Source organism: Ileibacterium valens (assembly GCF_001945525.1).
GTDB classification, from domain to species: domain Bacteria; phylum Bacillota_I; class Bacilli_A; order Erysipelotrichales; family Erysipelotrichaceae; genus Ileibacterium; species Ileibacterium valens.
The window spans coordinates 1-15,640 of sequence record NZ_MPJW01000065.1 but is presented as its reverse complement, the minus strand read 5'-3'; the positions used below and the strand labels follow the sequence as shown (position 1 = coordinate 15,640).

Annotated in this window: 11 protein-coding genes; 5 read left to right on the top strand and 6 right to left on the bottom strand. The window is 41.8% G+C overall.

Translation table 11 applies throughout. From position 1 onward, the window contains the following. Positions 1–343: 343 nt before the first annotated feature. From bcp to pyk, 3 genes are all read left to right on the top strand, one after another. Positions 344–814: a thioredoxin-dependent thiol peroxidase gene (gene bcp / locus BO222_RS02105; protein WP_075817945.1), complete on the top strand. Its 471-nt coding sequence runs from the start codon at positions 344–346 to the stop codon at positions 812–814. Positions 815–1,152: 338 nt separating this feature from the next. Then, entirely contained in the window at positions 1,153–2,115 is a 963-nt protein-coding gene (pfkA, locus tag BO222_RS02100; RefSeq protein WP_075817940.1) for a 6-phosphofructokinase, read from the top strand. Positions 2,116–2,202: 87 nt separating this feature from the next. After that, complete coding sequence (pyk, locus tag BO222_RS02095) at positions 2,203–3,621, top strand: pyruvate kinase (RefSeq protein ID WP_075817938.1); 1,419 nt, start codon at positions 2,203–2,205, stop codon at positions 3,619–3,621. Between the two features lie 141 nt (positions 3,622–3,762). Here pyk and BO222_RS02090 read toward each other — a convergent pair whose 3' ends face one another. Next, positions 3,763–7,398: an ABC transporter permease gene (locus tag BO222_RS02090; RefSeq protein ID WP_075817936.1), complete on the bottom strand. Its 3,636-nt coding sequence runs from the start codon at positions 7,396–7,398 to the stop codon at positions 3,763–3,765. Further along, positions 7,398–8,099, bottom strand: a complete 702-nt coding sequence (locus BO222_RS02085; RefSeq protein WP_075817934.1) for an ABC transporter ATP-binding protein — start codon at positions 8,097–8,099, stop codon at positions 7,398–7,400. The genes BO222_RS02090 and BO222_RS02085 overlap by 1 nt, the downstream gene beginning before the upstream one ends. A 446-nt stretch (positions 8,100–8,545) precedes the next feature. Between BO222_RS02085 and BO222_RS02080 the strand changes: the two genes are divergently transcribed. Continuing rightward, the gene (locus tag BO222_RS02080) at positions 8,546–9,418 is read left to right on the top strand and encodes a DegV family protein (RefSeq protein WP_075817932.1); all 873 of its coding nucleotides are present in this window, start codon (positions 8,546–8,548) and stop codon (positions 9,416–9,418) included. After that, entirely contained in the window at positions 9,418–10,317 is a 900-nt protein-coding gene (locus tag BO222_RS02075) for a DegV family protein (protein ID WP_075817930.1), read from the top strand. The genes BO222_RS02080 and BO222_RS02075 overlap by 1 nt, the downstream gene beginning before the upstream one ends. Positions 10,318–10,499: 182 nt before the next feature. On the opposite strand, the gene pflA is transcribed toward BO222_RS02075, so the two are convergent. The 4 genes from pflA to BO222_RS02055 all read right to left on the bottom strand — a co-directional run. Then, the gene (gene pflA / locus BO222_RS02070) at positions 10,500–11,237 is read right to left on the bottom strand and encodes a pyruvate formate-lyase-activating protein (RefSeq protein ID WP_075817928.1); all 738 of its coding nucleotides are present in this window, start codon (positions 11,235–11,237) and stop codon (positions 10,500–10,502) included. Between the two features lie 110 nt (positions 11,238–11,347). Beyond that, positions 11,348–13,606 carry a formate C-acetyltransferase gene (gene pflB / locus BO222_RS02065; protein ID WP_075817943.1) on the bottom strand — a complete coding sequence of 753 codons (2,259 nt, stop codon included), beginning with the start codon at positions 13,604–13,606 and terminating at the stop codon, positions 11,348–11,350. A 580-nt stretch (positions 13,607–14,186) separates the two neighbouring features. Next, complete coding sequence (locus BO222_RS02060; RefSeq protein WP_075817926.1) at positions 14,187–15,077, bottom strand: immunoglobulin-like domain-containing protein; 891 nt, start codon at positions 15,075–15,077, stop codon at positions 14,187–14,189. Between the two features lie 308 nt (positions 15,078–15,385). Continuing rightward, positions 15,386–15,640: transposase (locus tag BO222_RS02055; RefSeq protein ID WP_075817320.1), on the bottom strand; the 255-nt coding region annotated here is incomplete at its 5' end.

Genomic DNA, 15,640 nt, shown 5'->3' with positions numbered 1-15,640 from the left:
TGACGCCAAGATGCAGTGTCTGAAGACAGGAAGAAAAACCCAATCTTTCGAATATCTTCAGAGCAGATCAAATCAACAAAGAAAGGAAAAGCTCGCAAAGATCAAAATGAGTCTGTAAAAGAAAAAATCAAATCCATTCATAGAAGACAGAGCAATGGATTTGATATGTACCGCAGGCCGTGCGGGAATTTAAGCGCCTGAAGAACTATACCCCCGGTTCCGGATCTTCTGATCTGTCAGACCGGAGTTCGTCGTTTCCTCTCGGACGAAAGGGGAATAAAACATTATCTAGTATTTTCTAACGTGAACAGCAGAAATTATCAGATACATGCGAGCAGAAAGAATGTTAGAAGTAGGAACACCAGCACCAGATTTTACACTGCAGGATCAGAATGGAAATGAAGTATCACTCCATGATTTCAAAGGTAAAAAAGTAATTTTATATTTTTATCCCAAAGATAATACGGCTGGATGTACAAAGCAGGCTTGCGCTTATCGTGATCTTTATCCGCAAATTTCACAACATGGAGCGGTAGTTCTTGGAATAAGCAAAGACACTGTGCGATCACATAAAAAATTTGAAGAAAAATTTGAACTTCCATTTACCTTACTGGCCGATCCCGATCGAGGTGTTTTAAATGCCTATGAAGTACAGAAGGAAAAAACAATGTACGGAAAAAAAGTAATGGGAACAGTGCGTACGACGTATTTAATTGATGAAAATGGAATAATTCAGGATGCTCAAGAAAAGGTACGTCCTGAAGAAGACCCCCAGACCTGGTTAGAAAAAATTCAGAAACAGGAAAATCAATAAAGCATTTCTGATTTTGTTAAACTGGTCAAAATTTGGTTTAGGACAATTTATTATTACTAAAAGGTGAAAGGTAAAAGCTATATGGTTTCTTTCACCTTTTTAATTTCAGCCTGAATAGGCAGTTAATCCGGATATATTGATCAGAGTGAGTCTGTTGGTTGAAATTAACTGTTTGGACAACATCTTGCAAACTGAATTAATCTCTGATAATCGTCTCTTAGATAAAAATACAATGATGTAATTGGATGGACGAATTTCCTGTGCCTGTCCATATGGCTGTATGCTAAAATTAAAGTAACATTTACTTTAAATAAGTTAGTTTTGTGGAGGAAAATACAATGATTAAACGAATTGGAATCCTGACTTCTGGCGGTGATTCTCCTGGGATGAATGCAGCCATTCGCGCTGTAACCAAAGTAGGTTTGAATTCAGGATTAGAAGTATTTGGTATTTATAACGGGTATAAAGGAATGGTTGAAGGTTATATTGAGCCACTGACCCGTGAATCCATTGGTGAGATTGTTACTCGTGGAGGAACTATTCTTGGTTCTGCCCGTCTTCCGGAATTTAAAGATATTGAAGTGCGTGAAAAAGCCATTCGCCAGCTTCGTAAGCGCGGCATTGAAGCGGTTGTCGTGATCGGTGGAGATGGTTCTTATCGCGGCGCTCTTGAACTGACTCATATGGGAATTAACTGTATTGGACTTCCGGGAACAATCGATAACGATATCACCTGTACGGATTATACGATTGGTTTCCAGACTGCACTTGAAACCATCGTTGATGCGGTCGATAAACTGCGCGATACTTCAAATTCTCATCATCGCTGCTCGATTGTTGAGGTTATGGGTAACCGCTGCGGTGATCTGGCATTATGGGCTGGTGTAGCCTGTGGTGCAGATATTGTCGTGACCAGTGACACCGGCTTTGATGAGCAGGATATTCTCGATCGTCTGCGTGATCTCGATATGATCAAAAAGAAAAAACACGCCATTGTGATCATTTCTGAAAAGATTACAGATGTTCATCAGTTTGCTAAGAAAGTCACTCTGAATACCGGATTCTCTGGACGTGCGACTGTTCTGGGGCATATTCAGCGTGGTGGCTCACCCTGCCCATTCGATCGTATGCTTGCCAGTCAGATGGGTGAAAAAGCGGTGGATCTGCTGATGCAGGGAATTGGCGGCCAATGTGTTGCCATTCGTCAGAACAAGATCGTCTCTTATCCGATTGAAAAAGCCTTAGTGATGCCGAGTGAAAGCAAAAAACCGCTTACAAACTTATTCGAGCGTTTGAGCTAGTTTTGATCACTCCAATTGTCTATTATTAGACTGATTAAGAAGGTTTCCGCATATGTGGATTAAACCGGAAAAGGATTAAGGAATTGTATGGATAAAAAAACAAAAGTTGTATGTACGATTGGTCCCGTTTCCGAAAACAAGGAAATGATGACTAAACTTGTCGAAGAAGGCATGAATGTTGCTCGTTTGAATTTTTCTCATGGAGACTATGAAGAACATGGAAACCGAATGAAGCTGATTCGTGAAGTTTCCAAAGAACTGAAAAAACCGATCGGTATTCTGCTTGACACCAAAGGTCCAGAAATCCGTTTGGGTGATTTCCAGGACGGCGGTGTTCAGCTAGATAAAGGCGACGTAGTCACTGTTGTGAATGATCCAAAACTGCTTGGAACGAAAGAACGTTTTGCTCTGACGGTTCCAGAAGTATTCAATGACGTAACAAAAGGTGATTATATCCTGATGGATGATGGTAAGCTGCGTATTGATATTACTGAAGTAACTCCTGGAAAAGAGTTCAAAGGTGTGGTTGCCAACCCCCACTTTCTGAAATCAAGAAAAGGATGCAACCTGCCAGGGATTATTCTTTCGATGCCTTTCGTTTCTGAAAAGGACGAGGCCGATCTGCGTTTTGGAGCTAAGAATGATGTTGACTTTATCGCTCTTTCCTTTGTTAGACGTAAAGAAGACGTACTAGCCGTTCGCGATATTTTAATCTCGGAAGGCAAGGATGACATTCAGATTATCGCAAAGATTGAAAACCAGGAAGGTTTCGATAACTTAAGAGATATTCTTGAAGTGGCTGATGGAATCATGGTTGCCCGTGGTGACCTTGGTGTAAACGTATCTCTTGAATATGTACCTATCTATCAGAAACAGATGATTAAAGTGGCTAATGAAATGGGTAAACCAGTTATCACGGCTACTCATATGCTTGAAAGCATGCAGGGTAACCCAAGACCTACTCGTGCTGAAGCCTCTGACGTTGCCAACGCAATCATGGATGGTACAGATGCTGTAATGACTTCTGCAGAAACTGCTGCCGGAAGCTATCCAGCAGAAGCTGTTCATACTTTCACAAAGATTGCTGATGCGATCGAACCAATGATCGATTACAAGCATTCTTTACAGGAAGGTATTGCATCTTCCAAGAGAACCATGTCTGACTCCATCGCTATTTCTGCAGCAGAAACTGCACTGGCTATGGACATCAAAGCAATTATTGCATTCACTCAGTCTGGTTCTACTGCACAGCGTCTGGCTAAATTCAGACCTTGCGTACCAATCATCGCAGTATGCTTTGATGGTAAAACTCAGCGTTCTCTTCTGACAACATTTGGTGTAATGCCTGTTGTTACTGATGTTCAGAACACTCAGCAAAACGATGTTCAGCTTGCCCGCAACATCGCTCTGAAGAATGGTCTGCATCGTGGAGACAACATTATTGTTGTCGCTGGATATCCTGTAGGTACCGGCGCTACCAACATGCTGAAAATTGTTACTGTTTAATCATTAACTGAATAAAAAAAGGAATCCACGCGATTCCTTTTTTACTTTTATAAGCGAAATCATAAATGAAAATCCCGATGCAGAATATTTGGTTTCTGCATCGGGTTTTTGTCATATATCTTTATGTGTTGATGAGTCACCTTATTCAACAGCTTTCAGCGATTCAACCATTTCGATTTTTCTGAGTTTAAACTTCATAATCCAGTTGACCAGGAAGGCAAACACCATGGTTAATGCCAGCGAGATTAAATACGATTTTCCAAGGATGACTCGCCCAAATCGAATATCATCCAGTTCTGCTAAGGACATGATCATCGAATGAAGGACAATTCCGAGGAAAAGACCGACGATTGAACCGATCAGTGCCAACAGAATGGACTCTCGATTGACATAGGCATTCACTTCCCGTTCAGTAAAGCCAAGAACCTTGATAGTGGCAATTTCTCTTTGACGCTCAGAAATATTCACGTTTGAGAGATTATATAAAACGACGAAGGCTAACAGGCCTGCGGAGATAACCAGTACAATCACAACCAGTTCGATCGCTGAGATCATATTCTGGAAGTTAGCGATCAGAGCGCTGTAGAATTCAACGCTGTTTACACCGTCTAAATCCATCAGCTGTCTGCCCATTTCAGTTTCCAGTTCTTCATCCGTACTATCATTGATCAAAAGCAAGGACTGATTTGGCTTTTCATCAATACCCCAGGTTTCATAAAGATCTTTTGTCACATAAATCTGATGATTAACATACTGATCAAAAATACCAGCAACTTTTGTCTGAATGATCTGATGGTCTGTCGTCTCAAATTCGATTGTATCTCCCACGCCCGCATTCAGTTTTTCAGCGGTCTTGATGGCGATAAAGACCCCGTCATCATTGAGTTTCATATCTTCCGAAGAACCATTCATCGGGATAAAAGTCATGAATTTTTTCAATGCTTGCGGATCTTCAATGATATTGACCGAAGCACTCATATCCTTGTGATCAAAAGATATGCTGACTGGTAAGATTTCAGTTTCGAGGACTTCCGTAACTCCATCAATTTTACTAACCTGTTCAGGCAGATCGGGATTTTCTTCCAGATCAATCAGAACAGAGGCATCGTAATGATAGATATCCTGGAACTGTCTGCTGATAATTGAAGAGATCGAATCATTGAGTCCAAAGCCTGCCACAAGCAGGGCTGAGCATCCGGCGATTCCAATCACAGTCATGAAGAATCTCTTCTTGTATCTGAAGAGATTTCGCAAAGTAACCTTCTGCATGAAACTTAGACGTTTCCAGATAATAGGAATTCTTTCCAGCAGGATTTTCTTTCCGGCTTTTGCGGCTTTTGGGCGCATCAATGCAGATGGAACTTCCATCAATTCCTTGTAAATTGAATAGAAGGTCGCTGCCAAAACAATGGCAGTCACTGAGAGGGAAGCACCGAGCATCAGTGAAGGCTGGAAGACAAACTGGATGGATTCCAGATTATACATCGTATTCCATGCAAAGAAGATCACAGAAGGGAAGATGAACAATCCAAGACTCAGACCCAAGATGCATCCTGCAATGGAAGCCAGACCTGCATAAGCCAGATATTTAAATGCGATTTGAAATTTGGAATAACCGAGCGATTTGAGGGTTCCAATATCGCTTCTTTGTTCATCAACCATTCGGGTCATTGTGGTCATGCAGACCAGAGCAGCGACTAAATAAAAGAACAATGGGAAAACGGTAGCAATTCTTTCCATTCGTTCAGCGGCAGATTGATAATCTCGATAGGAATAATGAGAGTTTCGATCAAGGACAATCCATTCTCCCTTGATGTCATCAATTTTATCCTGAGCATCCTGAATTTGCTGATCTGCTTTTTTCTTTTCTTCCTGGAACTTTCGTTCATTGTCTAGAAGTTCACGAAGTCCGCTTTCATAGTCCTGCTGACCAGTAGAAAGTTCGGCTTTGGTATCGGCAAGCTGTTTTTTTCCTTCAGAGATCTGATTCTGGGCAGATACTAAAGTGTCATAAGCTGCTGGAAGTTTAGCCATTCCATCAAGCTGCTTTTTCAAAGCCTGTAATTGAGCAAGCTGAGATTCAAGCCCTTTAATCTGATCGATTCCGGCCTGAACCTGCTGCTTTTTCGTTTCAATCTCTGTTTCGCTTCCAGCCTGTGAAACAATCGCCTGATATTGAGTGTCCAACACCGCAAGAGCCTGACTGATATCAGGAACCTGAATCGGATCAACCGTGGCTGGCAGATCTGGCTTTTCTGGATTTTCAGGGGTATCTGGATTTTCAGGAGTTTCAGGATTTTGAGGTGTATCTGACAATTCAGGGGTTTGCGGATCAGAAACGTCAGTTGAAGGCTTTGCTGGTACAGTTTCTGAACTTGTGTCGTTATCTGTTGGAATATTATCACCAGGTGCTGGATTAGGAGAGGGTTCTGGCGCTGGATCCGGTAATGGTGCAGGTAAAGTAGGCGTTATTTCAGTCCATTTGAGTTCAACATTCAAGGATTGAATGATCTGCTTTTCCTGTTCAATCAGTTCATTTAATTTCGCTTCAAGAGCTGGAATCATCGGATTCTGAGGAGAAACCATCTTCAACTGCAAAATCTGAGTTGCCAGCTGATGAATTCCATCATTTAAGGAAACCAGACCTGATTTTGCCTGATTGATCTGTAAGAGCCCAGCCTGAGCCTGATTCAGAGAATTCAGAGCACCTTCAAGCTCTGGCAATTTGTTTTGAGCCTGCTGAATCTGACTGATTCCATCATTGACAAAAGCCAGTCCGTCTTCAGCTTTTTTCTTATTGGAATAGTAGGACTGCCATCCACTTGCCAGTTCACTTTCAGATGAGGCCAGTTTATCTTCATTTTTTGAGATTTCGGCAAGTCCTTCCTGAATCCTGGATGCGGCTTCTTCAAGCTGGGCATGACCAGCCTCAATCTGAGACTGTGCATCATCCAGTTCCTTCTGAGCTTTTCTTTTTTCCAGATCCAGCTCATCCTGAAGTTCGGCTTTGTATTTGGCAATCTGTGAGATGGCCAGTGTGTCAACCTCTTTGGTTACAGGTTCAACCACGTCAAAGTATTCATCGGAATAAGAATTCAGTGCCTGAGATTCAGTAACCAGCAGATCCGCTTCAGTATAGTAGTCGGCCTTTATTACATCCTGATTGACATAAATAAAGGTATCTACATTGCCTGATCCAATTGAGGAAGTTCCTTTTTCATACGATAAATAATTTGGATTGTAGGCTTTGCCGACAATCTTGAAGCTGTCTTTTTTCAGAGTATCTGTTATTGGATCTTCATTTCCGGATTCGAGTTTGATCGTGTCACCGATCTTGAAAGAACCAAACAGTTCGTTGTTCACTGAGTCCGCTTCGATTACACACTCGTCTTCTTTTTCAGGCATTCTTCCTTCCATCAGTCTTGGAAGGTTCAATTTTTGATCCGGACTCCATGAAATCAGCTTTACAACCAGTTCGCGCTGATTCTGATAGGTCAGATAGTCGGAAGAAAAAACGCCCTGAACTTCCTGAACGCCTTTGAGCTTTTTTAAGGCATCAAGATCATCCTGACGGATTCCAAAAGTGGAATAAATCTGAATATCCTGAACAGAATAATCATCAAAATGTTTGTCGGCAGTATGCTTCATATCAGGAGCGGAAGCTTTGATTCCTGCAAAGAACGCAACCCCTAAGGCTACGATCAGAGTAATCGATAAGAATCGGCCAAACGACTTTCTGATTTCAATCAGAATATCTTTGAATAATATTTTTGGCATCAGTACTCGATCCGATCTACATCCATAGGTTCTGGATTGGTTTCAATGCTTTCGATTTTTCCTGATTTCACTTTAATGACCTTATCTCCAATTGGAGTCAGCGCCAGGTTGTGAGTGATGACGATGACAGTGGTCTTTTCCTTGCGGCAGATATCCTGTAAAACTTTTAAAACCTGTTTACCGGTTTTATAGTCTAAAGCTCCTGTCGGCTCATCGCATAACAGCAATTTCGGATTCTTGGCGATTGCACGGGCAATAGCCACTCTTTGTTGTTCGCCGCCGGAAAGCTGTGATGGAAAGTTCTGTTTTCGATCACTTAATCCAACCGCGTCAATCACTTCATCGAGATTTTTAGGTTTTTTCGAAATCTGGGTAGCCAGTTCCAGGTTTTCACGAAGGGTGAGATTTTGAATCAGGTTATAAAACTGAAAGACAAAGCCTACATCATCTCTTCGGTATTGAGTCATCTGCTTGTCGTTATAACTGCTGATTTCTTTTCCATCGACTGTAATTGTTCCATCTGTTACGGTATCCATGCCGCCAAGAAGATTCAGTATGGTGGATTTTCCGGCTCCTGAGGCGCCGGCGATAATAACGAATTCTCCCTGTTCAATGTCAAAAGAAACACCATCCAGAGCGTTGATTTCCACTTCGCCCATTTTGTATGTCTTTTTAACATCTTCAAAGGATATAAAGCTCATATCTGCACATCCTTTCTTTAGATCAAAGAAGTTAATTTGATTATATAAACTCTTAGCAGAAGCTGATTTTGAATGAATTCAAAATTAATTTTATTACAGTCTGCCAAAACCATCAGAAATTAAAGATAGAATCTGGATTAATTCAATTTCTCAGAAAAAAGATGATCAGTTCTGTTCAGTTCAGAATGGTTCATTTCAATTATAGATGAAGAAAAATTTCAGAATAGAAATATGGAAAAATTGTTTCATTTGACAATGATTATCCAAGAACCGCTAAGAGGACGCTGCCGGTTGAAATCGTTTTCGAAAGTTTATCCTGCAATTGAAAGTGATGTGAAATTCTACGCGAATCACTCGGTGCTCATTATGGAGATGACCTCTTTACGGTGATACCATAAAATCGGATATGGACAACCGCAGAATGCGGTTTTGGAAAGTGAGATAACATGAAAGCTAAAGTATTAACCGATTCCGGGTCTGGATTGAGTGCAAAACAGGCCAGCGATCTGGGCATCGCCTTTCTGCCCCTTCAGGTAACCGTTGATAACCAGCAGTATCTCGATGGAATTAATCTGGATATTCCGGAACTTTATAAAATGCTTGATGAAGGAAAAATGCCTTCAACCAGCCAACCCCCGCTTCTGATGCAGGAAGAACTTTTTGAAGATCTTCAAAAAGATGGATATACGGATCTGATTCTGATCAATCTTTCAAATGGACTTTCAGGAACCAATGCAACATTACAGGCGACTGCAGCCCGCCTGGGACTGAATGTTCATACTCTTGATATTTATTCCACACTGTATATGCAAAAATATATGGTTCTTGCCGCCAATCAGCTATTGCAGGCCGGAAAGGAACCAGAAGAAATCATTGAAATTCTTAAAAAAGCCGTCGATGATTCCAACGGGTATCTGATTGTAGAAGATCTTGATCATCTAGCTGCCGGCGGCAGACTGACACCACTTGCTGCTAAACTTGGCGGTATGCTCAAAATCAAACCAATTCTGAAAGTGGGTAAAGAAACAGAAGGCAAGGTCGACGCCTGGGAAAAAGTACGTACCTTTAATAAAGCTGTAAAAAAAGCAGCTGAGAAGATTGCCTCAGAAGTGAAGGACGATGTCGACAATTATGAATTCTTCATGCTCAATGGTGAAAATGAAGAAGGAACTGAAGCGGGTAAACAGGCCCTGATCGATGCCCTTGGAAAGGACGTTGTAATCCATACAGATCCTATGTATGCCGTGATTGCCTGTCATACCGGACTTGGATCTGTCGGATTCCAGTATGCTCCAAAGATCGAAGGAGTAAATATTTAATGAAAATTGCATTTGTAACGGACAGCGGAAGCGGTATCTCTCCGGAATTCTGGAAAGAAAACGGAATTTATTCTTTGCCTCTTCAGCTGAGCTCCGGGGCTGAAACCTTCCAGGAAAACGAAACGATTTCTCATGAGGATGTCATCAGCCGTTTAAAAAATGACGAAGTATTAAAGACTTCCATGCCGGCCTATGGACGGATTCAGGATCTGTTCGATACGCTGAAGGCACAGGGATATGAAGGCGTATTCGCAGTACCTATCTGCAAAGGACTTTCGGGAACTCTTGATGCCATGGAGTCCTGTGCCAATCAGGCTGGTCTGGTATTTTATGGATTTGATTGCTATTCAACAGCAGTCCTTCAGGCTCACTGTATTCTTGAAGCAAAAAAAATGTATGAAGCCGGAGATTCGATTGAAACCATTCTGGCAAAGCTTGAAAAGATTGCGAAAAGTGCAGATACCATTCTGCTTTGCAGCGATCTTCAGCACATGAAACGCGGAGGCCGTCTGACGCCAATGGCAGCTGCCTTAGGCGGTCTGCTTAAAATTAAGCCGATCTTGCATGATAATATCGAAACCGATGGTAAGGTTGATGTTCTTGATAAGGTGCGCACGATGTCGAGAGCTCAGGATCGGGTCATCGATCGGTTAAAGAAGATTGGTGTGACTCCTGAATATGACATTACTGTGGCTCATGTGGATGCCCTGGAAGAAGCAGAAGCCTATGCCAAAAAAATCTCTGCTGCTTTAGGCGGAGCCAAAATCAGGATCATTGATCTGGTCAGTGCCGTCAGTGCCCATACGGGTCTTGGATGCCTTGCCGTTCAGGTATTTGATGCCCAGAATGAACCAGTAACCGTTTATGACAAACAGACGCAGATGACTATTGGAGAATAGTTCGTCTAAATGAAATAAAATCCTGCAAAAAAAGATTTCAGTTTTGGTCTTTGATTTGGAAACGATAGATCCAAACAGCCGAAATCTGATAAGAACAGAAAAGAAAAAGCGAAGAATGCCGAAATTTAATTGGCTTCTTCGCTTTTGTTTTGGCTGTGTTTTCCTTTGATAAGCTCCTGGCTTTAATAAGCATTGAGAATTTTTCTGGCCTGCATAATGGATTCATCGCTTGGAGCTTCAACTCCTTCGAGAGGATATTCCATATTCAGGTTTTTCCATTTATAAGCTCCCATGGAATGGTAGGGAAGGACTTCAACCCGTTCGATATTCTCCAATGATTCTAAAAATTCATTCAGTGCAAAAAGATCGTCTGGATCATCCGTAATTCCCGGAACGAGAACATGTCGAATCCATACAGGCTTGTAGATTTCATTTAAGTAGGAAGCCAGATCAAGAATGTTTTCGTTTGGATGAGAAGTCAGCAATTTATGTTTATTGGAATTGATGTGTTTGATATCGAGTAAAACCAGATCACAGACATTCATCAGACGATCAAATTTTTTTATAAATTCAGGTGAACGGTTAAATGGCTGACCTGAAGTGTCCAGGGCAGTATGGATTCCTTTTTTCTTGGCCTTTTCAAACAAGTCGATAACAAAATCCATCTGAAGCAGCGGTTCTCCGCCGGAAACAGTGATTCCTCCATTCTTTTTCCAATAGGATTTATAGCGCAAAGCCTTTTTTAAAACTTCGTCGGCACTTTGGTCGGGCGAAAGGATTTTCCAGGTATCTGCATTGTGACAATATTTGCAGCGCATCTGACATCCCTGTAAAAAGATGACGTACCGAACACCGGGACCATCCACAGAACCAAAGGTTTCAATGGAGTGAACCGCTCCTAATTTTGTGTTTTCGGACATGATAATGACCTCATTTCTAAATCTGAGAACAGATAGAAGAAAGAAAAAGAAGACAGTGAATCCGCTGTCTTCTTTCGTTCTTAAGTAAAAAGGACTGATATTTAAACGGTTTAGAGGGCACCATGACAGGTTCTGGAGATGACATCCATCTGCTGTTCACGAGTCAGGTCGATGAACTTAACGGCATAACCGGATACGCGAATGGTAAAGTTGGCGTATTCTTCTTTTTCCGGGTGTTCCATGGCATCATAAAGCTTTTCTAAACCAAAAACGTTAACGTTTAAGTGATGTGCACCCTGGTCAAAGTAACCATCAAGGGTTGAGACGAGATTTTCAGCCTGCTCTTCTAAAGTATGACCTAATGCAGTTGGGTTAATCGTCTGAGTATTTGAGATTCCATCCAGAGCATATTCATAAGGCAGCTTGGCAACTGAATTCAGGGAAGCAAGCAGACCATTCTGCTCGGCTCCATAAGCCGGGTTAGCGCCTGGAGATAATGGCTCACCGGCTGGACGTCCATCAGGCAATGCTCCAGTGGCTTTTCCATACACGACGTTGGAAGTAATCGTCAGAATCGAAGTTGTCGGTTCGGAGTTTCTATAGGTATGGTGTTTCCGGATCTTATTCATGAAAGTCTTCAAAAGCCATACAGCGATATCGTCGGCACGGTCATCGTCGTTACCATAGCGAGGGAAGTCTCCTTCGATTTCATAATCCACTGCAAGACCTTCTTCGTCACGAATGACATGAACTGTCGCATATTTGATCGCAGAAAGGGAATCGACTACATGAGAGAATCCAGCAATACCTGTTGCGAATGTACGTCTTACATCGGTATCGATTAAAGCCATTTCAGCCGCTTCATAGTAATACTTGTCATGGAAATACTGAATGAGGTTGAGAATATTGACATAAAGCCCTGCAAGCCAGTCCATCATAACATCGTACTTATCCATGACTTCATCATAATCGAGGATGTCAGAAGTAATTGGACGATAGGCAGGACCGACCTGAGTCTTTGTCTTTTCATCAATTCCACCGTTGATAGCATACAACAGACATTTAGCCAGATTGGCACGGGCTCCAAAGAACTGCATTTCCTTGCCAGTCTGGGTTGCGGATACGCAGCAGCAAACGGAATAGTCATCGCCCCACTCAATCCGCATTTCATCGTCGTTTTCATACTGAACACTCGATGTGTCAATCGAGATTTTTGCCGAATAGTTCTTGAACGCCTCAGGCAGACGGCTTGAATAAAGAACCGTCAGATTGGGTTCTGGTGAAGGCCCCATATTTTCAAGCGTATGCAGGAAACGGAAGTCTGATTTCGTGACCATATGACGGCCATCAATTCCCATACCGGCAACATCAAGGGTAGCCCATACCGGATCACCAGAGAATAACTGGTTGTAGGATGGGATTCGAGCAAACTTAACCATACGGAATTTCATGGTCAGATGATCGACGATTTCCTGGATTTCATATTCGGTAAAGGTGCCATTTTCCAGGTCCCGCTGGAAATAAATGTCCAGGAATGTGGAGATTCGGCCAACGGACATGGCGGCCCCATTCTGTGTCTTGATGGCTGCCAGATAGCCAAAGTAAAGCCATTGAGCGGCTTCTTTTCCATTTTCGGCTGGACGTGAAATGTCAAAGCCGTAAATGGCAGCCATTTTTTTCATTTCTTCAAGAGCTTTGATCTGCTCAGCAATCTCTTCGCGGATTCGAATGACATCATCTGTCATCGATAAAGGCGAATGATTGGCCATATCCTTTTTCTTTTCCTCAATCAGAAAATCAATTCCGTAGAGTGGAATGCGTCGGTAGTCTCCGACGATTCGACCGCGGCCATAAGTATCCGGAAGTCCGGTCAGAATTTTATTTCGGCGGGCGAGTTTCATCTCAGGAGTGTATGCTGAGAAGACTGCATCGTTATGTGTTTTATGATACTTGGTAAAAATTTCATGAAGCTTTTCAGAAGGCTCATAACCATAAGTACGGCATGCTTCTTCGGCCATACGAATACCGCCATAAGGCATGAAGGCTCTTTTCAGCGGTTTATCGGTCTGAAGTCCAACGACTGCTTCAAGATCTTTCATTTCTTCATTGATATAGCCAGGTCCATAAGCTGTAAGAGAAGATACAATCTCGGTTTCCATATCCAGAACGCCGCCTCTGGCGCGTTCTTCTTTCTGAAGACCTTTCAGTTCTTCCCAGAGCAGATTAGTGGCTTCACTTGAGTCGGCAAGAAAATCTTCATTGCCATCGTACGGGGTGTAGTTTTTCTGGATAAAGTCGCGAACGTTGACTTCATCTTTCCATTTGGTTCCTTCAAAGCCTTCCCAGGCCTGAAAGTCAGATTTAAGCATCCTGTATCCTCCGCTTTCTAGAAGTCTTATCTCTGCCTGAATCAGTTCAGGGCAAATAGTACGTAAAAAATAAAAATAAAAACGCCACTCAGATTTCAGAGGTTCCTGGTTCAATGGTACCGGCTGATTCAAATTCATGAGTGTTGCCTGTTCATTATAATTAACGCTTTGTGAAGAAAGAAATGTAAATTACTGTCGAAATCCTGTATGCGGTTTCGTAGCTTGATAATTCATTCAGATTGTGGTTAATCATGTGAATTCTCAGGAAAAATTGATGAAAAGAAAACTTTTTTTGAGATGGAAATATAATCTGTATTGAATATTAATAACTATAAAAAGATTGGTATTGCAGATTTGAAAATATGTATGATCTTTCACGATTTCTGAAAATAGATTAAATCAGTTTAGAAAGTTGGAATGATTTATGGCAGATAACGAAACGATGAATCGTCTTTGAAGAAAAACGGTTATCAAAAAAGGAGCTTTTCACCAAGCTCCTTTGTGATCAGATCAGAGTATCCGATTATGTTCATGTCAGATGAAAAATGAGTCATATTGTTTCCTGACAGGAAATTTTGGATTATTCGCCTTCCGAACGATTGTCTGTTTCTTCGCTTTGCTCATTGTTTTCAGATTCATCCTCCTGTGCTGCAAGATCGGATTCATTCTGAGAATGATCCTGATCTGCAGAATCCTGAGCTTCAATGACCTCAATTGTTTCAGTAAATGTTGTCATGTGACCATCCTGATCCCAGAAGCGATAGCGAACGGTATACGAACCAGGTGTATTCATATCCAGATCATCTGTTTCTGTTTCGATTCGATAATCCTCTTCATTGCCTGTAGTAAAATTGAAAATCTGAGAAGAAAACTCTTCTCCAGCTATGAATTTTCGTCTTGAAGGTGTGTCCTTTGAAATAGGAGGAATCGTATCGTCATAACGAGTGAGCTTCGCATTTCGAATGACAGAATTTCCAAATTCATCTGTTGCCTTAATCTGAACGGTACGGCTTCCAGTAGAATATCTGAGTGCTTCTGGATCAACAATTGACACGGTAAAGCGGCTGGCATCACTGCAGGATTCAATGAAACTTTCTGCATCAACTTCTTCATTGAGTCCGGCATTGACATTTTTGAGTACCAGACTGGGTGCCTTTGTATCCGCAACCTGAACATGGATGGTCCACGTTTTTCCTTTATACAGGTAGTCGACTTCATATATATCCGGAATCAGTCCATTCACGTATCCGGAAATCTGAACGTCGTCTGGTGTGCCCATAAAGACGTAACGGATATTCGCTTTCGGATCGAATGATTCCCCTAATTCAATCGAAGGCGAATTACTTCTGAAATGGATCGGATTAAAATTTTCATAGATCAATAAGCCTGCTCCCCCTAAAATGCAGGCGCCTGTAATCAGCAGGATGACGCGGCCCTTACGCAGCCGCATATTCGATTGTAAGTTTGCCATGGTTGTCCCCTTAATTTGTGTCTTAAGTATATCGGAAAATATGACAGTTGAATGCAATATTTTGGTGACTTTTGCAAATTGATTTTTTATTAATAAGAGAGAATAGAAACTCGAAAATCAGGTCGTTTCTGACAAAGAAAAAAGGGGCTGTTAAATTTCGACTGATTTTTCATCAGCGAGATTTACAGCCCCTTTTTCTATGCTTTTTATCTGATTCAATCCTGTTTTATGATGTGTTTTTCCGCTCAAGTCAATTTTTGAACGCACTGAAAAGAGCCAAAACTCAAAAAGACTGTTTATAATCTTTTTCAGATTTCGCTTTTCTGCTCCTTTAATTTTCCATAACGTTCGAGTTCTGGGCAACTCATCCGATTTCTGTTGTTTAATTTTCTGATATTGTGCCCCATGGCCACAATAAGCACCTCAAATTTTACGTTTTCCAGTCCCCGGCGTCTCAATCGGCTGTATCTGTAGTTTTCTTTAAGATCTCCGAAGGTTCCTTCCGCCTGAATGCTCCGGCTGACCATAATCTCATGTCCTGCATCTGAAGACATGTTCTCCCG

Coding starts and splice junctions, on each gene's coding strand:
- bcp (WP_075817945.1), top strand. CDS start 344: ATGTTAGAAGTAGGAACACCAGCACCAGATTTTACACTGCAGGATCAG.
- pfkA (WP_075817940.1), top strand. CDS start 1,153: ATGATTAAACGAATTGGAATCCTGACTTCTGGCGGTGATTCTCCTGGG.
- pyk (WP_075817938.1), top strand. CDS start 2,203: ATGGATAAAAAAACAAAAGTTGTATGTACGATTGGTCCCGTTTCCGAA.
- BO222_RS02090 (WP_075817936.1), bottom strand. CDS start 7,398: ATGCCAAAAATATTATTCAAAGATATTCTGATTGAAATCAGAAAGTCG.
- BO222_RS02085 (WP_075817934.1), bottom strand. CDS start 8,099: ATGAGCTTTATATCCTTTGAAGATGTTAAAAAGACATACAAAATGGGC.
- BO222_RS02080 (WP_075817932.1), top strand. CDS start 8,546: ATGAAAGCTAAAGTATTAACCGATTCCGGGTCTGGATTGAGTGCAAAA.
- BO222_RS02075 (WP_075817930.1), top strand. CDS start 9,418: ATGAAAATTGCATTTGTAACGGACAGCGGAAGCGGTATCTCTCCGGAA.
- pflA (WP_075817928.1), bottom strand. CDS start 11,237: ATGTCCGAAAACACAAAATTAGGAGCGGTTCACTCCATTGAAACCTTT.
- pflB (WP_075817943.1), bottom strand. CDS start 13,606: ATGCTTAAATCTGACTTTCAGGCCTGGGAAGGCTTTGAAGGAACCAAA.
- BO222_RS02060 (WP_075817926.1), bottom strand. CDS start 15,077: ATGGCAAACTTACAATCGAATATGCGGCTGCGTAAGGGCCGCGTCATC.